Source organism: Phytohabitans flavus (genome assembly GCF_011764545.1).
GTDB classification, from domain to species: domain Bacteria; phylum Actinomycetota; class Actinomycetes; order Mycobacteriales; family Micromonosporaceae; genus Phytohabitans; species Phytohabitans flavus.
In genome coordinates, this window is the sequence record NZ_AP022870.1 from 2,170,489 (window position 1) to 2,190,513 (window position 20,025).

Consider the following 20,025-nt stretch of genomic DNA (forward strand, 5'->3'; position numbering starts at 1 on the left):
GGTCGTGACGTATAGCAGGCCGGGCCTCGGCGCCGTGTTGTTCGATATGGACGGGACGCTCGTCGACAGCGAGCGGCTGTGGGACGTCGCCCTCCGCGAGCTGGCCATCGAGTACGGCGGAAGCCTCTCCGACGCCGCCCGGGTGGCGATGATCGGCAGCGACGCCGCGAGTTCGATGCGGATCCTGCACGCCGACATCGGCCAGGAGTGGCGCGAGCTGGGGCCCAGCCAGGCGTGGATCGCGCGGCGGATGAGCGACCTGTTCCGGACCGGCCTCGTGTGGCGCCCGGGCGCGCTCGCACTGCTGTCCGCGGTACGCGCGGCGGACCTGCCGACCGCGCTGGTGACCTCGACCGCCCGGCCGCTCGTCGAGGTGGCGCTGGACACGCTGGGCCGGGAAAACTTCGACGTGGTGGTGGCCGGCGACGAGGTCCGCGCGCCAAAGCCCGACCCGGAGCCGTACCTGCTGGCGGCCCAGCTGCTGGGCGTCCCGATCGAGCGGTGCGTGGCGATCGAAGACTCGCGTGCCGGCGTGACGAGCGCACTCGCGGCGGGCGCGGCGGTGCTCGGCGTGCCGAGCGAGGTGCCGCTCGACCCGATCGAGGGCCTGCACCTGCTCGAAAGCCTGGCCGGCGTCGACCTGACACTGCTGGGCAATCTCTTGGTGCGTGCGGAAGCCTTGTAGACATCGGTCGCGGCGCGGCGGATGCGGCTACCGTGATGTCTATGGCGGTTGTGAAGATCAACGCGATCGAGGTCCCCGAGGGCGCTGGCCCGGAGTTGGAGCGGCGGTTCGCCGCCCGGTTGCACGCGGTGGAGCACCAGCCCGGGTTCCTCGGATTCGAGCTGCTGCGGCCGGTCGCGGGGAGAGCCGCTACTTCGTCTACACCAAGTGGGAGAGCGAAGAGGCTTTCCAGGCATGGTCCAAGGGCCCGGCCCGGGAGGCACACGCGGGTGCCCACGGTAAGCCGGTGGCGTCCGGCGCCGCCCTGCTGGAGTTCGAGGTGGTCCAGCAAGCCTGACGCGCTCGCTAGTGCGGCTGAAATTCGGTGGCGTGCCGGGCCGGGGTGGCCCGACGATGCCGGGATGGCGATCTCGGATGCGGATGGGCCTGTCCCGGCGCGGTGGACGCGGTCGACGGTGTACCAGGACATGTGGGTCGACCCGGACGACGACCCGCGCGAAACCGATGTCCAGGCCGTTGACGAGCGTGGCGTACTGCTGGAGTACCTGCGCTACTACCGCCACACGCTGGAGATGAAGTGCGCGGGGCTGGACGCCGAGCAGCTGGCCCAGCGATCGGTGCCACCGTCCACGATGTCCCTGCTCGGGTTGGTGCGGCACCTGGCCGAGGGGAGCGGCACTTCCGCCGGGTGATGGCCGGCGCGGACGCGCCGAAGCTCTACTGCACCGACGAGGACCGTGACGGCGACTGGAACGGGGCGGTCGCCGACCCGGCGGTCGCGGCGGACGCCTGGCGGCAGTGGCGGGCCGAGGTCGAGGCCACCGACCGGTTCGTGGCCGGCGTCGCCGACCTCGGTACCAAGAACGCCGGCGTCTCCGACCTCGGCCCGGTCGGCGCGGACTTGCAGCTTCGCGACATCCTGGTGGCGCAGATCGTGGAGTACGCGCGGCACTGTGGACACGCCGATCTGCTGCGCGAGCGCATCGACGGTCGCGTCGGCCAGTAAGGTTAGCCGCCGTTGGCGGAGAAGTGCATGTAGTCCTTCAGCGATCGGTAGTCGCCGCCCCACTTCCAGCCGATCGCGGCGAAGGCGCGCACGGCCGGCCCTCCGGGCCGCACCATCCCCGGCCGCGCCTCGGCCCGGTCGAGGTAGTCGGTGGCCAGCTCCGGCAACACCACTTTGCCTTTGTGGTACGGGTTCTGGAACGGGTTGACGTCCACGGCGAGCCCGTAGGCGTGCTGGGACCACGACTTGTGCCCTCGCACCGGCCGGCAGGCGAACGACTCGGTGGTGTTGCCGTCACCGGTGGGCGGCGCGTTCATGTCGGCCGCGCTGGAGATCCGCATCCGCTCGATCGGGAAGTCGGCGGCGAAGAGCTGCCCGAACACGGTGACGAGGTCGTCGGCCGCCCGCGCGTTGACAAGCAGTTCGCCGGTATGGGCGCGCCCGTCGAAGCCGCGGAAGCTGACCGTGAGGTAGCGCAGGTCCGCCGCGGCCACCGGACAGTCGTCGCTCCAGCTGGACCGGGCGAGCACGCTGGCGGGCACCCGCTGGACGGTCGAGTGGAAGCGGCCATCGGGCGGCGGCGGCAGGTCGTCGACGGTGATGATGGACCGGTTGCGCAGCTCGGGTGGGGTGTCCTGGGCCGCCGCGAACCCGCCGGGTCCCACCTTGAGGACCCGCGTTCCCAGCCACGGCGGCGCGGGGGTGGCGTCCCCGACGCGGGCCGCCGGCGGGCTCGGGGACGTGGCACGCGCTGTCGGCGGGGCGGTCGGGGCCGGCGGAGTCCGTGCCGGCTCGCTCGCGGCCGGGCTGGCCGGGACGCCGGAACAGCCGACCAGGGCATAGCCGAGGCACACGACCACGACCAGCCGGGTGGCACCGCGCAGCACCGTCAACTCCACTCGCCTCCGCCGCAACCTGACCGCGTGCGGCGCGCCGTTATTCGATTGCTTGCCCCGGCCGGCGGCGGCTAGCGTCCGTGGGCCATGGAGGCGAGCGCCACGCCGGCCAACTGGCTGGAAATCAACCGCGCCAACTGGGACGCGCGCGTCCCGGTCCACCTTACCGGCGAGGTGTACGACATCCCGGCCTTCGTCGCCGGCGAGCAGACGCTGCGTGACCACGAACCCGGCGAGGTCGGCGACGTTCGCGGAAAGTCGCTGCTGCACTTGCAGTGCCACATCGGCTTGGACACTCTGTCGTGGGCGCGCAGGGGCGCCACCGTGACGGGTCTGGACTTCTCCCGGCCGGCACTGGACGCCGCCGCGTCGGTCGCGGCTCAGATCGGTGCCGCCTCCGCTCGTTTCGTGCGAGCCAACGTCTACGACGGGGCGGACGTGCTCGCCGGCCAGAGCTTCGACATCGTGTACACAAGCATCGGGTCGTTGCAGTTTCTGCCTGACCTGGAAGGCTGGGCGCGGGTGGTCGCCGCGCTGCTGGCCCCGGGCGGGATCTGCTATGTGGCCGAGACGCACCCGCTCCTCGGCTTTCTCGACTTCGACTGCCGGAGCCTGCGCGGCGGATACTTCAACCGCCAAGTGATCGTGAAGGACGAGGGCACATACGGCAACCCGGGTGCGGAGCTGGAGTCGCCGGTCAGCTACCAGTGGATCCACCACATCGCGGAGGTCGTCAGCGTGCTCGGCGGCGCCGGCCTGCGCGTGGAGTTCGTGCACGAACACGACTGGATCTGGTTCCCCATCTTCCCGGTCCTGGTACGGCAGGACGACGGCCGGTGGCGGTTTCCGGATGGGCACCCCACCCTCCCGCTCCAGTACTCGCTGCGCGCCAGGAAGGACAGCGCCACCTGATCATTCGTCCCGGATGCGGGCGTGCAGGTGCATGTCGTGCCGGCCGTCGGAGTGGATGGCGGCGCTCCGCTTGGTGCCCTCCAGAAGGAAGCCCGACTTGGTGGCGACGCGGCACGAGGCCTGGTTGCGGGTCGAGTGGACCAACTCCAGACGGTGGAAGCCTGTCTCGCCGAGGGCCCAGACGCTCAGGGCGGTAAGCGCGCGGGAGGCCACGCCCACGCCGCGGGCGGCTGGCAGTACCCAGTACGCGCACTCGGCGACACCGTCATCGAGATCCAGCCCGCGCAGCGCGATGCGCCCGAGCACCGCACCGTCGCTGCCGGTCACCGCCCAATGCGCGCCCTTCTCGTGTGCCCAGTCCTGGCGGTACTGGTCGAACCACTCACGGACCTGGTCCTCGGATACAGGTTGGCGGGTGTGCCAGCGCTGGATCCCAGGGTCGCGATAGGCGGTGTAGAAGACGGCGGCGTCGGTGGCCTCCCACGGCCGCAGGAGCAAGCCGCCGGTGGCGGAGAGCACTGGCTGCGGGGTGCCGGCGAGCGTGCCGGCGGAGATGGCCGGCAGCGTCGTGAGCTTGAAGGTCACTGCCGATTTGAGGGTATCGAGGAAGCCGGCCCAGCCGGTGCTGGTGTTCGCGACGAGGTTGGGCGGCACGTTCGTGTGTCGCAGGGTCAGCAGGGTGCCGCCGGCTCGCGCGGACAGGGTCACCTCGACCTGGGAGGAGCCGGGCGGCAGGTCGGGTACCCCAGGCGTCGGCTCCCAGCCGAACGTAAAGACGATCTTCTCGTACGGCCGAAGCTCGACGAAACGGCCGCGCACGACGGGCCTCGGAGGCTCGGTGAGCTGGAACCTCAGCTCGCCGCCCGGCGTCGGGTCGAGGTCGGCCGGACCGAGCCAGCGGGCCATGCGGGCCGGATCGGTGAAGAAGCGCCAGACCGTCTCGGGCGGTGCGTCGATCTGGATCGTCCGCTCGATCATCCTTTGTGTTCCTTCTCCGCTTCTCGCTTGAGGTTGTCGAGCCGGGCCGCCCACATGGTGTCCAGGAAGCCAGCCGCCTCGGCGAAGCCCTCGGCCCGCAGCCGGTAGAGGCGGCGGCTTCCGTCGCGTCGCACGTCGAGCAGTCCGGCGTGGACCAGGACGCGCAGGTGCTGGGAGACGGCTGGCCGGCTGATCATCGGGAACCGCGCGGCGATCTCGCCTGCCGCCACCTCGCGGTCGCGGGTGAGAAGGAGGATCCCGCGGCGGGTGGGGTCGGCGACGGCAACGAGTACCTCGTCCATCCACATCCTTCGTGTTAGCTTGTGCTTACGAGCTTACACAGTGGGGAGTGTGATTCTGTGATCGAGCGGCTCGAACCCCTGGTCGGCCGGTGGCGATCCAGCGGTCGCACGGTCGACGGCATGCAGATCGCCGGCACGGACGCGTACGAGTGGTTTCCGGGTCGCGGGTTTCTGGTGCACCACGTCGACGTGCGGATGGGCGAGGATCGGGTACGAGCGATCGAGTTGATCGGCGATCCGGACCCGACCGACGGTGGCCGGCTGCGGATGCGGGCGTTCGACGGCCAGGGCTGGTATGGCGAGATGCGCGCGAGCGTCGACGAGGCCGGCGTATGGACGTTCGCCGGGGACACGATGCGCGCGACCTTGACCATCGACCCGGACGGCAAGACGATGGCCGCGAAGTGGAAGCGCTCGACCGACGGCGCGACCTGGGTGGACTGGATGGACATGGAGTTCGCCCGCGAAGCCTGAGCCGGTCGCTGATAAATGGTTGGCGTGGGTGTCGATCTCGCATGAGGATTGCGCTGTCCCAGCCGCGATCACCCGCGAAGGAGACGCCATGTCGACAACGGTCCGGGTGACGGGTGGCGCACTGCGCGGCCGCTGGGAGTCGGATGTGGCGGTGTTCCGCGGGATCCCCTACGCGGCGCCGCCGGTCGGTGCGGGCCGGTTCGCCGCGCCGCGACCGGCGCAGGGTTGGGACGGTGTGCGGCCGGCGGTGTCGTTCGGGCCGCCGGCGCCGCAGACCGATGGGCTCAGCCGGGGCCCGTCCGAGGCGGCGACGGGCGACGACTGGTTGACGGTCAACGTCTGGTCACCCGCCCTCGACCCGGCGGCGAAGCTTCCGGTCATGGTCTGGATTCACGGCGGCGCCTACACGATCGGCACGTCGAGCTGGTCCGAGTACGACGGCGGCCACCTCGCCCGAGACGGCGGCATCGTGCTCGTGACCCTCAACTACCGCCTCGGCGTGGAGGGGTTCGCGGACATCGCCGGCGCCCCCGCCAACCGTGGCCTGCTCGACCAGGTCGCCGCCCTGGAGTGGGTGCGCGACAACATCGCCGCCTTCGGCGGCGACCCGGACCGAGTGACGATCTTCGGCGAGTCCGCCGGTGGCGGTTCCGTCGCCGCCCTGCTGGCCATGCCCGGCGCGGCCGGGCTGTTCCGCGGCGCTGTCGCGCAGAGCATGCCGGGCACGTTCTTCTCCCGCGAGCTCGCCGCCGGCATCGCCGCCGCCTGCGCGGCCGAGGTAGGGCTGCGCCCCACCGTCGCGGACCTTTCCAATGTGGACCCGGCCCGGCTGGCCGCCGCGGGTGACGCCGTCACCGCCATGGTCGTCAAACAGCCGGACCGCTGGGGCCCGGCGGGGTACCGGTCGATCGTGTTCGCACCCATCGTCGACGGTGACATCCTGCCGGCCACTCCGTGGCAGGCCCTGAGCGCCGGCGCCGCGCGGGACGTCGCGCTGCTCGCCGGACACACCCGCGACGAGCAGCGGCTGTTCACCGCCATCACCGGCCTGCTCGGCCAGGTGACCCCCGACCAGGCGGCGACCGCCCTCGACATCCTCGCGCCCGCCCCGGACGGCGCCCACCGCTATCGGGACGCCTACCCGGACGCCGGCCCCGACCAGCTCTACGAACTCGTCAACTCCGACTGGCTGTTCCGCATGCCGACCGTGCACCTCGCCGACGCGCACGTCGCGGGTGGTGGCCAGGCCCATCTCTACGAGCTGACCTGGCCCGCCCCGGGGATGGGTGGCGTCCTCGGCGCCTGCCACGGCCTCGACAGCCCGCTCGTGTTCGGCAACCTCACCAGCGGCCAACCCGCCCTGCTCTTCGACGACGAGCCCAGCACCGACGCTGTCGCGTTGTCGGTGCGGATGCGGGCGGCCTGGACCGCCTTCGCCACCCACGGCGACCCAGGCTGGCCCGCCTACACTCCCGACCAACGCCTCACCCAGATCTTCGACACCCCCTGCGCCGTCACCACCTACCCGGAGCAGCCCTCACGCCTGATCTGGCAGGACCATTCCTTCGCACCCCTCACCCCCGCCTGAGCGACCGCACCTCATCGGCGTGGACGACCGCGTCCGGGGCCGGGGCGGGCGAGACCTTCCGGAGTCGGGTTCATCGCGTCTGTCCACAATGGCAAGTGCAAGATCGAGATTTGAGCTACCGCGACGTCCGCGGTGGTCCGGACCGCTGCTCCCGCGGCCTCACCCTCCGCGATTCACAACCCCGTCGCCGGCCTCGCGGCCGGCAGCGTGAGAACCGCTGGATCTAGTCGACTTTCTGCTGCCAGGACGGCAGAAAGTCGACAAGATCTGCCGGATCGCTCTGGCCGCAGCGGCGGTCAAGAAAGCGGCGTTCAGGTCGGCGAGTTCTGGTCGCCGCGCGGGATGGGCGGGTCACGGGCTCTCCGCCGGCGATGCCGGCCGGGGGTTTGATTGTGTGCCGCGGAGGGTGAGGCCGCGGGAGCGACGGTCCGGACCACCGCGGACATCGCGGTAGCTCAAATCTTGGGCCGTGGGTCTAACCCCAGTCGGCGCGGAGCATGGCGTAGACGTACTCGTCCCGCCAGGCGTTCTTGAGCAGCGCGTTCTGCCGGAAGTGGGCTTCGCGACGCATGCCCACCCGTTCCAGCAGCGCGGCCGACGCGGTGTTGGCGGCCGAGCAGCGGCCGATGATGCGGTGTAGCCGCAGGCCCTCGAAGCCAAGCCGCAGCACCTCGATCACCGCCTCGGTGGCGAGGCCGGCGCCCTGGTAGCGCGGGTTCAGCACGTACCCGACCTCGCCCTGCCGGTGCCGCTCGCTCAGCCACACAAGCTCGACCTGGCCGACCACCACGCCGCTTTCCCGGCCGACCACCGCGAGGCTGAGGCAGTCGCCCTCGCGGGCCAGCCGGTCCTCCCGGACCATCCGCTCCAAGGCCATCTTGACCTGCACCAGGTCGCGGGGTTCCCAGAGCATGTGCTCGGCCACCTCGGGCAGCCGCTGGTACTCCCACACCGGGTCCAGGTCGCCCATCGTGAACGGGCGGAGCGTCAACCGTCGAGTGTGGATTGGATGGGAGGGTCGGAACACTTCGATGATCTTACGGTCCGCTCGCGCTCCACGATCGCCAGACCCGGTACGCGACCGCGGTGATCGGGACGGCCACCACCGCGCCCGCCACGCCCGCGGTGAGCCCACCCGCGGTGACCGCGATCAGCACGACGGCGGGGTGCAGTTTCAGTGCGCGGCCCATGATGAGCGGCTGGAGGAGGTTGCCCTCGATCTGCTGTACGGCGACCACGACGATCAGCACGAGAAGCGCGTCGACCGGGCCGTTCGCGGCGAGGGCGACGAGCACCGCCACCGCACCGGCCACGGTCGCGCCGATGACCGGCACGAACGCCGCGATGAACGTGAGCAACGCCAGGGGCAGCGCCAGCGGTACCCCGATCAGCACAAGCCCGATCCCGATGCCGACCGCGTCGATCGCGGCGACCGCGAGCGTGCCCTGCGCGTACCGGGCGAGGGCCGTCCACCCGGCGTGGCCGGCCTGGCGGGCGCGGTCGCGGCTGCGTTCGGGCAGCCGCGTCGTGGCCCAGCCGGCCATCCGGCGGCCGTCCTTGAGCAGGAAGAAGAGGAGCACGAGCGCGAGCAGCGCGGCGCCCAGCGCCTCGGCGACACCCATCGCCGCCGACGCGACGCTGCCGCCCGCCGAACGGGCCCGTTCGCCGATCCGGTCGCTGACGCTCTGGAGCTGCTCCTCGCTCATGCCCGCGCCGATCACCCACTCCCGGGTGCGGTCCCACCCCTGGGCGAGCTGTTGTGGCAGGTCACTGGCTTGTTCGGCGGTGACCTGCCACAGCAGCGCGGTGGGCACCACGACGACCGCGAGCAGTACGCCGATCGCCGCGAGCGCGGCGACCGAGTCGGGCACGTGGAGGCGGCGCACCGCGGCGGCCACCGGATCCAGCAGCGCGGCGAGCAGCAGCGCCACGATGATGGCCAGCGTCAGTGGAGCCACCAGCACCGCGAGGCGGATGACCAGGTACAGCACCGCGGCGATGAGCAGCACGCAGCCGCTGGCCACCGCGCCGTACCGCAGCGACCAGGACAGCGACTCCCAGACACCGCGCGTTTTCGTTGGTTTCTCGGCCAGATCGGTGGTCGACACGCCGCCATGTACCCGGTGGCGTTGTCCTGTACACGCCTTGTCGGACCCGAGCGCTACGGTGACCCGCATGATCACGCTCGATGGCCGCGCCCTCAACAGGGCCCTGCTCGCCCGCCAGCTCCTGCTGACCCGGAGCGGGATGAGCGCGTTCGAGGCGCTGGAGTGGCTGGTCGGGCTACAGGCGCAGGAGCCGCAGGAGCCGTACGTGGGGCTGTGGAGCCGCCTCGCCGACTTCGACCCGATCGAGCTGTCGGACCTGGTCGAGGAGCGCACCGCCGTCCGCACGCTGCTGATGCGCCGCACACTCCACGTGGTCACCGCCCGTGACGCCCTCGCGCTGCGCACTGTGCACCAGCCGATGCTGGAGGCGCGCATGTGGACAACGCTGCGCCGCAACCTCCCCGGCGTCGACCGGGCAGAGCTGGCCGCACTGGGCCGCCCGCTCTTCGAGGGCGAGCCGCGCATGCTCACCGACGCCGCCCGCGAGATCGCCGACCGCTGGCCCGGCGTGGCCGCCCGCGATCTGGGCGATGCGCTGAGCTGCCTGGTCCCGCTGGTTCAAGTGCCACCCCGCGGCCTTTGGGGCCAGAAGGGCGCCGCGCTCAACATCACCGTCGATCGATGGCTGGGCGATTCCTTGGTACCGTCCACGCCTGATGCCGTCGACGGGCTAGTGCTGCGCTATCTGGCCGCGTTCGGGCCGGCCGCCAGCGCCGACATCCGCGCCTGGTCCGGCCTGAGCGGCCTGCGCGAGTCGGTCACCCGCCTGCGGCCACGGCTGCGGGTCTTCCGCGACGATCGGAAGCGCGAGCTGCTCGACGTGCTCGACGGCGAGCTGCCCGACCCGGAGACGCCGGCGCCGGTGCGCTTCCTGCCCGCGTTCGACAACGCGGTGCTCGGCTTCGACGACCGCAGCCGGATCATCGACAAGGAGCACCGCGGCCTGAGCGTGGAGGGCGCGAGGTTCGTGCTTGTAGACGGCCGGGTCTCCGCCACCTGGACGGTCGCCGGCGGTGAGCTGCGGGTCGTCCCGCTGCGCCCGCTGACGAAGCGGGAGCGTGACGAGGTGGCGGAGGAGGCGGACGGGCTGCTGGCTCTGCACGGCGCCGACCGCCTCGACCTGTCTTCTTAGGCGAGTGGGCCCGCGAGCCGGGCCCGGCCAGCGGCTCCTCTTAGGGGAGCGGGCCCGCGAGCCGGCCCGGCCAGCGGCCCAGCACCCGCTCGGGGTCGGTGCCGAGCACACCCTCCAGCAGCGTGGCGTAGACGTCGCGGAAGTCGGTCGTGAACTTGAGGTCGCCGCCGTCGAGGTCGGTCAGGCTGGGCTGAGCCCCGTACAGTCCACCGTGGACACCGGCGCCGAGCAGGAACACGTCCGACGCGGTGCCGTGGTCGGTGCCGTCCGACGCGTTCGCCCGGACCCGCCGGCCAAACTCGGAGTACACCGCCACCACCACCTTGCGCCCAGCGTCAGTACGGGCCATGCGGTCGGCGAACCCCGTCAGCGCCTTGTCCACCTGCCCGAGCAGCACCGACTGGGCCTGCTTCTCGTCGGCGTGCGTGTCGAACCCGCCGAGCGACACCGAGAACACCCGCGTCGCCACCCGCGCCTCGACGCACTGCGCGACGAGGTCCAGCTGGGCCTGGAGCGGGCTCGTCGCCCCGCCCGTGGCGGTCGCGCCCTCGGCACCGTCCTCAGTGTCCGGATCGTCGTCGGCGGCGGCCTGCCGGGCACCGGCCACGAGCGCATTGACCGCGAGGAGGTCCGCGAAGCAGGCGGACGCCCGGGCCCGCAGGGGAGTCTCGCCCTCCTGCGGCTCGCCGAACGCGGCGAACACCGGATCCGCGAGCGCCTCCTTCGCGAGCTGCCGGGTTACCGGGACCGCCGCGCCCGCGCCCCGCTCGCCGGCGAGCAGCACCGGTAGCGCCGGCTCGAAGGAGACCGCGAGGCGCGGGTCACCGCCGCTCGCGTCGAGCCACCGCCCGAGCCAGCCGGTCGTGCCGGGCCGGTCCGGCTGGGCGGTCTGCCAGATGTCCATCGACTGGAAGTGGCTGCGGTTGGGCTTCGGGTAGCCGGCGCCGCGCACGATCGCGAGGCGGCCAGCGCCGTACAGGCCGTGCAGGCCGGCCAGCGCCGGGTTGAGGCCGAGCGCATCGTCCACACGCAACACTTCGTCCGCGCCGTACGCCAGGTCCGGCCGGGCGTCGTGGTAGGCCGGGTCGGCGTAGGGGATGACCGTGTTGAGCCCGTCGTTGCCGCCGTAGAGCGTGACAAGCACGAGCGTGCCGGCGTCCGTGGGCCGGTCGCCCGCCGTCGCGAGGATGTCCCGCAGCGTGTACGCGCCCGCGCCGGCCACCAGCGCGGCCGCCCCGGTGACACCGCTGGCGAGCAGGAACCGGCGCCGGGTCAGCGTGTCCATCGTGGAGCCTCCTCAGCAGACGGTGTACTCAGGACTGATCAGCGCGGCGGTGAGGCGCTGCGCGGCGTTCCGGATGGGCTTGAGCGCGGCCGAGGTGCGGGCGCTCCACGCGTCGACCGCGAGCAGCCTCGCGAGCTCGTCCTCGTCCCGTACCTCCACTGTGGCTTCGGCGGCGATCAGCCGGGCCAGCCGGGCGCGGGCCTGGAGCGACGAGGTGGTCAGCCACGCCGCCCCGTACGGCCAGCCGCCCACGCTCGGCGGCCGCAGCGGCACCTGGCCCATCGCGCCGAGCGCGGCCAGCAGCTGCTTCTGCTTCTGGTCACCGAGGGCGGACGGGCGCACGCCCAGCTGCCGCATCGCGCCGACGGCCCACTCCACCGGCTCCTTCACGTGCTGCCCGGCGGTACCCGCGAACGCGGGCTGGGTGAACGCGGCCCGCAGCAGCGGGACAGCGGCCGTGCCGGTCAGGTCGGCGGGCGGGGCCACCGCCTCGCTGGCGAAGCGTCGCCACAGCCGCCCGGCCAGGAACGTGCGCGCCGCCGGCTGCCGGCACAGCAAGGCGACGAGCGACCGCGCGTCGTACGCCGCCGTCTCGCCCAGGATCGCCTGCGGCGCCGGGTCGTGCCGCCGGCGGACGAACTCGGCCGTGCCCTTCGCGCGGTCGACGGTCCACCCGGTCAGCGCCCGCGCGGCCGCCTGGACGTCGTCCTCCGTGTAGTGGCCGGGCCCGAGCGTGAAGAGCTCCATCAGCTCGCGGGCCAGGTTTTCGTTGGGCGCCTTGCGGCTGTTGCGGTGGCCGTCCAGCCACAGGATCAGCGCCGGGTCGGTCACCATCGCGGTCGCCAGGTCGCGCAGCTCGCCGCGGCCGTACCGGCGCAGCGTGTCCAGCTGCCCGCGCATCAGCACCGCCGACCGTACCTTCTGGACACTGGTCGCCCAGTGCCCGTGCCAGAAGAAGACGAGCTTCTCGCCGAGCTGGTCGTCGGCCGCCACCATCCGGTCCAGCCACCAGAGCACCAGCGCCCGCGCCTGCTCCCGCTGCTCCTGGCGGGCCTGCTGCCGCTGCTCCCGGGTGGAGCCCTTGGTGAGGGCCGCCGCCGGGTCGGTGCCGAGGTCCGGCGGCGGCGTCTCACGCGCCCCCGCGTCCGCCGCCCGCGGGGTGAGCAGCCGGTCCACGGTGGCCGCGTACCCAGCCCGCTCGGCCGCGTCGACCTCCGCCGCCGTCGGCCCGAACGTGGCCCGCCGCAGCAGTAGCGCGACCTGTTCCCTCTCCGCCATCGCGCCGACCCTACGGCCCGAATGTACGAGGAACGTAAGGCTCGCGTTCGGCGTGCGGTAGAGGTTTGGCTCCGGGTCGACTGCCTCCGATGTCGGCAAGCTGACTCGCTCCCAGGGGCTGGGACCCTTAGGGTCGAATGTCATGGCCCGATCGGCGTACACATTGGAGTCCGCCCGCGAGGTCCTGCTGGGCAAGCGGTCGCCCACGGTCAAGGTGCTCGACAGGCTCCTCGGCCTGGGCATCCTGGCGGCCGGCCCGGCGGCGTTGGCCACGGGGCAGCCATGGCTGCTCGCCGCTTGGGGCTGGATCGACCAGAAGAACGAGCTGATCGCCCGGCTCGACGAGCTGGTCGCCAAGGGCCGGAGCAAGCTCCGCAAGGCGTCCGGCGGGCAGCGACACGAGCTGCTCGCGGCGACGCACACCGCGCTGGTCGTGGGCTCGTTCTTCGCCGCCCTGCGGGAGACGGTCGGCCCGGTGTACGACGAGCTGGACGTCACCGACGCCGACATCGAACGCCTCCTCCACCGCACCGTGGCGCCCTCGGCTCTGCGGAGTGCGGTGGGAGAGGTGGCGCGGGAGGAGGTCCCGCTGCCCTGGGCCGGCACCGGGTTCGAGGCCAACCTGGACTCGAACATCCGTCCGTACTACTGGAAGTTGCAGGAGCTGACGCTCGGCTTCTTCGGCGGGCTCCAGGCATGGCACAAGCGGGTCGGTGACCTGATCGGCCGCCGGCCGCTCGCCGAACAGATCATGGAGCGGGCGGCTGAGCGCTACCGCGCCGAGTACCTCGCGCTCGCGGCCGAGATCCCGGAGTTCCGCATCTGGGCGCTCTTCGGCGAGCACCTCGCCGAGCAGCGGGCGCTCGGCCGCCTGGAGGAGCTGGCCGGCGACCTCGTGGCCGCGACGAAGGCGCCGGCCGCCGGGGCCCGGAGCACGATCGCGGACATCAACCGCGCCGTACTCGCCGAGCCCATCGTCGACCTGGCGGAGGCCGCCGAGGTGACCGCCGTGCGGGTGCCGACGGTGGCGGACGGCTACGTCGAGCCCGGCTTCCGGTGGGCGGTGATGACGGGGACGTCGCAACCCGCGCAGGAGTCGTGGTGGGAGGAGAAGCCGCACGGCACCGACCTCGCGGCCTTCCTGGCCGCTCACTTCGTCTCGCCGGCGGCGGCCGAGCGCCCGCTGGTCGTGCTCGGCCATCCGGGGGCCGGCAAGAGCCTCTTCACGAAGGTCTGCGCGGCCCGGCTCTCCGCCGCCGGCGCGTTCGTCACCGTGCGAGTGCCGCTGCGCGAGGTCCCCGACCCATCGGCCAACGTCTACCGGCAGATCGAGGAGGTGCTCCGCGACTCGACCAACGGCCGGGTCGAGTGGCCCGCGCTCTGCGCGGCGAGCAAAGACGTCGTCCGCGTCGTGCTGATCGACGGCCTCGACGAGCTGATGCAGGCGACCGGCGCGACCGAGTCGCGCTACCTGCGCAACGTCATCGACTTCCAGCGCACCGAGGCGGCCGCCGGTGGGCCGGTGGCGGTCGTCGTGACCTCCCGCACCGTGGTCGCGGACCTGACCGCGATCCCGATCGGCTGCCTGGTGGTCAAGCTGGAGGAGTTCACCGACGAGCAGATCGACGCATGGGCCGAGCGGTGGGCAGCGGCCAACGCAAGCGCCGTCGCGACCGGCGACGTCCGCGCGGTGGAGGCCGCCACGCTGCGGGGGTACGGGGAATTGGCCCGCCAGCCGCTTCTCCTCCTGCTGCTGGCGATCGTGGCGGCTGAGCGGGACCTGCCGCCCGCGGCGACCTCGGCCGACCTCTACCGCACGCTGCTCGACGACTTCGTGCGGCGCGAGCTGGACCGGCCCGACCCGGAGACCGCCCACCTGAGCACGGACGAGCGGCGCCTGGCCGAGCTGTGGAAGTTGGGACTTGTCGCATTCGGCATCCGCAACCGGGGCCAGCAGCACCTGCACGAGCAGGACCTCACGGCCGACCTGCGGGCGCTGCCGCCGCCCGGTGCCGCCCCGCCGAGCCGCGGCCGGGACGTGTCGCGGGCGGTCGACCCGGCGCGGCGGGTGGTCGGGCGGTTCTTCTTCGTCCACGCGCCCGAGGCCGAGGGCGGTGCGGGTGGGCGCAGCTACGAGTTCCTGCACGCCACGTTCGGCGACTACCTGATCGCACACCACACCGCCGAGCTGCTCCGGGACGCGTCCGCGGCCCGCGCGCACCGCACGATGTCGCAAAGTTGGGACGACGACCTACTTTTCGCGCTGCTGTCGCACGCGTTCCTCGGTGGGTTCGGATCGCAGGCCGTCACGTTCTTCGCCGAGCTGGTCGCGGGTGACCCCGCCGTGGCCAGCGTCCTGGAGCACCTCTCCGCCATCGCCGAGGACAGGTGGGGCAAGGGGCGGTACGCGGACTACGACCCCTCGGGCGGCACCGCGGTGCAGCGGCACGCGGCCTACACCGCCAACATCGTCTCGTTGCGAATCGCGATGGCGGGCGACCCGGTGCCGATCGCCCGGCTCTGTCGCCCCGGCGTCGACGTCGAATCCTGGTGGCGGGCACGCGTGCGGCTCTGGACCGCCGCTCTCCCGGAGGCCGAATCGAACGCGGTTGTCGGCCCCCTCTCCTTGGACCGCCTACCCGAGCCGCGCCTTCGCCGCCAGCGGATGTATGGGCATTTCGACGATATCGCCGACATGCTTGCCTTTGACGAGCCGGCGGCCCTGTCGCGCGCCGCTGGGCGCGCCCTGACAAGCGCGGTCTTCGAGAGTTTTGACGACGTTAGTGATCTGGACAGAGCCGAGCTGCTGGTTGAGTCGCTGATTAGTTGGCAGCTCGATCCAGATACGTCGTCTCTCCTCGCTTCCTCGAGTGAGGGGACGCCAGACCTGCTTCTGCTGGCGACCTTCGTGGCGGCGCGACACGGAGCCGACGTCGACACCGAGACCGTCCGCCGCCTTGTGGAGCGCTGTGCAGACGAGAAGCTGGCGATGCCGGCGGAGACCCTGATCGCGCTCCTGGTCCGGCATCCCGACATTCATATCCCGGACCTCCCCTTGCCGACCATCGCCAGGCGGATGCTTCAGCTCGCGGCGCTGACCCGCGGCGAGAGCGGGCGGCCGGCGCGAGCCGTCCCGCCCCCGGAAGTCGTGTCGAACTCGCCGGAGGGACAGGCGGTGAGGGCCCTGCCGCCGGACCTCGCGCGGCGGGTCATCCCCGAGCTGGCCGCGTCGCTCGCGCGGCGGCTGTAGAAAAGACGACGCCTGAGTCAGGGTAGCTGCCGGCCACGCTCCCAGAAATCCGTGCCGGCCGCGACATCGACAGGCTCCTGGCCGGGGAGCTCGACGCGCCAAGGCGCCGGGCGCCCGGTGCGCCGTACACCCTCCGCGGTCACGGTGAAGGTCGCCACCGGGCTCCCGTCCGGGCGGGGATCTCGACGGTCGTCTCGGCTTCCACCTCGAACAGGCGCAGCGTCAGCCCGTCCGCGTAGTCGTAGTCCGGGCGGTCGTCGCGGGCGCCCCATGGCAGGACCGTCCCGGGCCGTACGTACACCGGGACCTGGTCGAAGCCGGACACCTCGCGCACCCAGCGCGGCCCCTCTACGACCTCGCCGGTCAGCAGGTGCGTCCACCGCCCGGCCGGCACGTAGTACGCCGTCTCGCCGGAGGCCGAGAAAACTGGGGCCACCATCAAGTTGTCGCCGAGCATGTACTGGCGGTCGAGGTGGGTGCAGGCGGGGTCCTCGGGAAACTCCGCCACCATCGGGCGCATCACCGGCACCCCCTCGCGGTGCGCGGTGACCGCCGCCGCGAAGAGGTACGGCATCAGGCGGTGCTTGAGGCGGGTGAAGGCGCGCAGCACGTCCACCGCCTCGTCGTCGAAGAGCCACGGCACCCGGTAGCTCTGGTTGCCGTGCAGGCGGCTGTGCGACGAGAGCAGCCCGAAGGGGATCCACCGCTTGAACACGGCCGGGTCCGGGCGCCCCTCGAAGCCGCCGATGTCGTGGCTCCAGAAACCGAACCCGGACATCGCCAGCGACAGCCCGCCGCGCAGGCTCTCGGCCATCGACTCCAGCGTGGACTCGCTGTCGCCACCCCAGTGCACGGGAAACTTCTGCCCGCCGGCGGTCGCGGAGCGGGCGAACAGGACCGCCTCGGCCTCGCCGCGGTGCTCGCGCAGGAGCTCGAAGACAGTCTCGTTGTACAGGTGGGTGTAGTAGTTGTGCATCCGCTCGGGGTCACCGCCGTCGTACCACACCACGTCCGTGGGGACCCGCTCGCCGAAGTCGGACTTGAAGCAGTCGACGCCGAGGTCGAGCTGGGCGCGGAGCTTGTCGGCGTACCACCGGCGGGCGGCCGGGTTGGTGAAGTCGACAAGGCCCATGCCGGCCTGCCACTTGTCGGTCTGCCACACCCCGCCGTCGGGCCGCCGCACGAGGAAGCCAGCGGCGGCGCCCTCGGCGAAGAGCGCCGAGCGCTGGGCGATGTACGGGTTTATCCACAGGCTGATCCGCAGGCCGCGCTCGCGCAGCCGCTTCAGCATCCCCCGGGGGTCGGGGAACGTGCGCGGGTCCCACTCGAAGTCGCACCAGTGGAACTCGCGCATCCAGAACGTGTCGAAGTGGAACACCGACAGCGGCAGCTCCCGCGCGGCCATGCCGTCCACGAAGGACGTCACCGTCTGCTCGTCGTACGACGTGGTGAACGAGGTCGTCAGCCACAGCCCGAACGACCACGGCGGCGGGAGGGCGGGGCGGCCGGTGAGGGCCGTGTACTTGCGCAGGATCTCCTTCGGCGTCGGCCCGTAGATGACGAAGTACCGCATCGACTGCCCCGCCACGCTGAACTGCACCCGGGACACCGCCTCCGAGCCCACCTCGTACGAGACCAGGCCGGGGTGGTCGACGAAGACGCCGTAGCCCGCGTTCGTGAGGAAGAAGGGCACGTTCTTGTACGCCTGCTCGCTGCTCGTGCCGCCGTCCGCGTTCCAGATGTCGACGGTCTGCCCGTTCTTCACGAACGCGCCGAAGCGCTCGCCGAGCCCGTACACGTAGGCGCCCACGCCCAGCGTCAGCTGCTCCCGCACGTAGTGGAGCCCGCCGTCCTCGATGACCGCCATCGCCTTGTACCCGCTGGTGGTGAGCACCTTGCCGGCCGCGACGAACTCCACCCGCCACGGGTCCCGCTGGAAGCGCACCGACAGCGACCCGGACGTGAGCGTGAGCCCGTCGACCGAGGCGGCACCCTCCACCGTGGACAGCTCGAAGAACGGGCCGCGGGACACCTCGCCGGAGAAGTGCGACACGGTCACGCCGATGACGTCCGGCATCGGCGACTCGGCCCGCACCGTCACAAGTGGACGGTTGAGCGTGTCACCGCGGTGCTCCAGCCGTTTCGTCGGCGCGTACACCATGAGCGAGTCGCGGTCGGCGGTGTGGTCGTGCACCTGCGCGGGGTACAGGGGGTGGACGCCCTCGCGCATGTGCCAGTAGCCGTCGGAGAACTTCAAGGCGACACTCCATTCCATTGGGCTCGGCTCCGCGCTCGCTCCGCTCCTCGGTCGCTAGCGCTCCCTGCGATGCTCACTCGCTGTCGCCTCGCGTTCCATTGGGCTCGGCTCCGCGCTCGCTCCGCTCCTCGGTCGCTAGCGCTCCCTGCGATGCTCACTCGCTGTCGCCTCGCATTACTTGATGGCCCCGGACATGACGCCCCGGGACAGGGTCCGCTGGAAGATGAGGAAGAACAGGATCGCCGGCAGGATCCCGAGCAGCGCCGAGGCGCTCGTCGTGGTGGCGTCCATCATCCGGTCGCCCTGGAGGACGCCGAGGGCCACCGGCACGGTCTGCTTGTCGTTGGAGATGAGAAAGATGAGGGGCAGGAAAAACTCGTTCCACGTCCAGATGAAGAAGAACGTGAACAGCACCGACAGGCTCGGCCAGCTGATCGGCACCACGACCCGCCAGAGCGTGCGCACCTTGCCAGCACCGTCGATCGCGGCCGCCTCGAGCATCTCCCGGGGGAATGTGGCGAAGACCGAGGAGAGCAGGTACGTGCCGAACGCGCTCTGGATCGCCGTGAAGATGACGACGACCGCGAGCTGCGTGTTGTAGAGACCGACCTCTTTGGACAGGTAGTAGAGCGGGTAGACCAGCGCCTCCTGGGGCAGGAGGTTGGCCAGCAGGAAGAAGACCAGGAAGGCCGAGCGGCCGCGGACCCGCCCGATGCCCAGCGCGTAGGCGTTGAGCACCGAGACGACGACCGCCAGCACCGCGACCGAGAAGGCGATGACGAAGCTGTTGAAGAGCTTCTCGCCGAAGTCGACCCGGATCCAGAAGTCCGCGAGCCCCTTCAGGTACAGGCCGTTCGGGAGCGAGAGCGGCCCGTCCGTGGCGTACTCGTCGGGGCTCTTGACCGCGTTGACCGCGACGAGGGCGAACGGCGAAAGCACCAGGAGCACGAGCACCGTCAGCGTGGCCAGCACAGCGGGCCGGAGCGCGCGGTTCATGCCAGGTCCCGCCGTTCGTCGCGGGCCTGGATGCGCAGGAACACCACCGACAGCACGACGATGATGAGCGCCAGCACAGTGGCGATCGCCGAGCCGTACCCGACCTGGGCCTTCTCGAAGAAGTTCTGGTAAGCGAAGTACGCCGGCACCAGCGTGGCGTTGCCCGGGCCGCCGCGGGTGAGCACGTAGATCTGCCCGAAGATCTTCAGCGCGGCGATCGTGGTGGTCACGAGTACCACGTAGATCTCCGGTTTGATCTGGTAGATCGCGATCCGGGTGAAGCGCCGCCACCAGCCGGCACCGTCGATGGCGGCCGCCTCGTAGAGCTCCGGGTCGACGCGCTGGAGCCCGGACATGAACATCACGACCGGATACCCGACCTGGAACCAGATCATGACGACCATGACGCTGTACAGCGCGTAGGCCGGGTCACCCAGCCAGTTCTTGGCGAGGCCGTCAAGATGCGCGCTCGTGAGGATCGCGTTGAGCGCGCCGAAGCTGGGGTTGAGGATCCAGCCCCACACGATTCCCGTCACCGCGACGGGAAGCACCTGGGGAGGTAGAAGCCGGAGCGGAGGGCGCTGGCGGTGCGCGGGCCGATCGCCTTGGCCACGTAGTCGAAGAGCACGGCCGCGAGGACCAGGCCGATCAGTGTCGGAACGACCGCCATCGCCACGATCAGGAAGATGATGTTGCGGAAAGACGCCCAGAAGTTGTCGTCGTCCAGCAACCGCGTGTAGTTGTCCAGCCCGATCCACTCGGGGGTACCCACCCCTGCCACCGGGTGAAGCTGATGCCCACGTTCATCACGAGCGGCAGGACGATGACCACCAGCGAGAGGAGCGCGCCGGGGATCAGGAAGGCGGCGTACCCCCGAT

Annotated in this window: 19 protein-coding genes and 1 pseudogene; 9 read left to right on the forward strand and 11 right to left on the reverse strand. The window is 71.4% G+C overall.

The genetic code is table 11. From position 1 onward, the window contains the following. Positions 1–34 precede the first annotated feature (34 nt). The 4 genes and pseudogenes from Pflav_RS09255 (at position 35) to Pflav_RS09265 (ending at position 1,691) form a co-directional block, all read left to right on the forward strand. Positions 35–685: an HAD family hydrolase gene (locus Pflav_RS09255; RefSeq protein WP_173042324.1), complete on the forward strand. Its 651-nt coding sequence runs from the start codon at positions 35–37 to the stop codon at positions 683–685. Positions 686–726: 41 nt separating this feature from the next. Next, positions 727–1,022 (forward strand): annotated as a pseudogene (locus Pflav_RS09260) (antibiotic biosynthesis monooxygenase family protein). Positions 1,023–1,086: 64 nt separating this feature from the next. Then, entirely contained in the window at positions 1,087–1,377 is a 291-nt protein-coding gene (locus Pflav_RS47265) for a mycothiol transferase (RefSeq protein WP_269474481.1), read from the forward strand. Beyond that, positions 1,377–1,691 (forward strand): mycothiol transferase, encoded by a 315-nt coding sequence (locus Pflav_RS09265; RefSeq protein WP_269474482.1) that lies wholly within the window; start codon positions 1,377–1,379, stop codon positions 1,689–1,691. The genes Pflav_RS47265 and Pflav_RS09265 overlap by 1 nt, the downstream gene beginning before the upstream one ends. Positions 1,692–1,693: 2 nt before the next feature. Here Pflav_RS09265 and Pflav_RS09270 read toward each other — a convergent pair whose 3' ends face one another. Then, positions 1,694–2,590: a M15 family metallopeptidase gene (locus tag Pflav_RS09270; RefSeq protein WP_232071150.1), complete on the reverse strand. Its 897-nt coding sequence runs from the start codon at positions 2,588–2,590 to the stop codon at positions 1,694–1,696. An 84-nt stretch (positions 2,591–2,674) separates the two neighbouring features. Here Pflav_RS09270 and Pflav_RS09275 point away from each other — a divergent pair, with 84 nt between their 5' ends. Next, positions 2,675–3,499, forward strand: coding sequence for a class I SAM-dependent methyltransferase (locus Pflav_RS09275; protein ID WP_173035379.1), 825 nt, complete (start codon positions 2,675–2,677; stop codon positions 3,497–3,499). Here the strand turns inward: Pflav_RS09275 and Pflav_RS09280 are convergent, their stop codons facing one another. Both Pflav_RS09280 and Pflav_RS09285 read right to left on the reverse strand, forming a co-directional pair. After that, entirely contained in the window at positions 3,500–4,477 is a 978-nt protein-coding gene (locus Pflav_RS09280) for a GNAT family N-acetyltransferase (RefSeq protein WP_173035381.1), read from the reverse strand. Further along, positions 4,474–4,779, reverse strand: coding sequence for an ArsR/SmtB family transcription factor (locus Pflav_RS09285; RefSeq protein ID WP_173035383.1), 306 nt, complete (start codon positions 4,777–4,779; stop codon positions 4,474–4,476). Before Pflav_RS09285 ends, Pflav_RS09280 begins: the two co-directional genes overlap by 4 nt. Before the next feature lie 57 nt (positions 4,780–4,836). Between Pflav_RS09285 and Pflav_RS09290 the strand changes: the two genes are divergently transcribed. Both Pflav_RS09290 and Pflav_RS09295 read left to right on the forward strand, forming a co-directional pair. After that, complete coding sequence (locus tag Pflav_RS09290; RefSeq protein ID WP_173035385.1) at positions 4,837–5,253, forward strand: hypothetical protein; 417 nt, start codon at positions 4,837–4,839, stop codon at positions 5,251–5,253. An 88-nt stretch (positions 5,254–5,341) separates the two neighbouring features. Next, positions 5,342–6,841, forward strand: a complete 1,500-nt coding sequence (locus Pflav_RS09295; protein ID WP_173035387.1) for a carboxylesterase/lipase family protein — start codon at positions 5,342–5,344, stop codon at positions 6,839–6,841. A 475-nt stretch (positions 6,842–7,316) separates the two neighbouring features. Here the strand turns inward: Pflav_RS09295 and Pflav_RS09300 are convergent, their stop codons facing one another. Then, positions 7,317–7,832 (reverse strand): GNAT family N-acetyltransferase, encoded by a 516-nt coding sequence (locus tag Pflav_RS09300; RefSeq protein ID WP_232071152.1) that lies wholly within the window; start codon positions 7,830–7,832, stop codon positions 7,317–7,319. Positions 7,833–7,878: 46 nt separating this feature from the next. Next, positions 7,879–8,949, reverse strand: a complete 1,071-nt coding sequence (locus Pflav_RS09305; RefSeq protein WP_232071154.1) for an AI-2E family transporter — start codon at positions 8,947–8,949, stop codon at positions 7,879–7,881. Positions 8,950–9,016: 67 nt separating this feature from the next. Between Pflav_RS09305 and Pflav_RS09310 the strand changes: the two genes are divergently transcribed. Beyond that, a complete protein-coding gene (locus Pflav_RS09310; RefSeq protein ID WP_173035393.1) occupies positions 9,017–10,081 on the forward strand; it encodes a winged helix DNA-binding domain-containing protein in 1,065 nt (354 codons plus the stop codon). Positions 10,082–10,121: 40 nt separating this feature from the next. Here the strand turns inward: Pflav_RS09310 and Pflav_RS09315 are convergent, their stop codons facing one another. Both Pflav_RS09315 and Pflav_RS09320 read right to left on the reverse strand, forming a co-directional pair. Further along, positions 10,122–11,366, reverse strand: coding sequence for a DUF1501 domain-containing protein (locus tag Pflav_RS09315; protein ID WP_173035395.1), 1,245 nt, complete (start codon positions 11,364–11,366; stop codon positions 10,122–10,124). 12 nt (positions 11,367–11,378) lie between these two features. Further along, positions 11,379–12,644: a DUF1800 domain-containing protein gene (locus Pflav_RS09320; protein ID WP_173035396.1), complete on the reverse strand. Its 1,266-nt coding sequence runs from the start codon at positions 12,642–12,644 to the stop codon at positions 11,379–11,381. Positions 12,645–12,786: 142 nt separating this feature from the next. On the opposite strand from Pflav_RS09320, the gene Pflav_RS09325 reads away from it, so the two are divergent. Beyond that, complete coding sequence (locus Pflav_RS09325) at positions 12,787–15,894, forward strand: NACHT domain-containing protein (protein WP_173035398.1); 3,108 nt, start codon at positions 12,787–12,789, stop codon at positions 15,892–15,894. Positions 15,895–16,033: 139 nt separating this feature from the next. Here Pflav_RS09325 and yicI read toward each other — a convergent pair whose 3' ends face one another. From yicI to Pflav_RS45175, 4 genes are all read right to left on the reverse strand, one after another. After that, a complete protein-coding gene (yicI, locus tag Pflav_RS09330; protein WP_173035400.1) occupies positions 16,034–18,151 on the reverse strand; it encodes an alpha-xylosidase in 2,118 nt (705 codons plus the stop codon). Between the two features lie 174 nt (positions 18,152–18,325). Then, entirely contained in the window at positions 18,326–19,147 is an 822-nt protein-coding gene (locus Pflav_RS09335) for a carbohydrate ABC transporter permease (RefSeq protein ID WP_173035402.1), read from the reverse strand. After that, complete coding sequence (locus Pflav_RS45170) at positions 19,144–19,683, reverse strand: carbohydrate ABC transporter permease (RefSeq protein WP_232071156.1); 540 nt, start codon at positions 19,681–19,683, stop codon at positions 19,144–19,146. Before Pflav_RS45170 ends, Pflav_RS09335 begins: the two co-directional genes overlap by 4 nt. Beyond that, positions 19,680–19,928: a hypothetical protein gene (locus Pflav_RS45175; protein WP_232071158.1), complete on the reverse strand. Its 249-nt coding sequence runs from the start codon at positions 19,926–19,928 to the stop codon at positions 19,680–19,682. Before Pflav_RS45175 ends, Pflav_RS45170 begins: the two co-directional genes overlap by 4 nt. Positions 19,929–20,025: the final 97 nt, after the last annotated feature.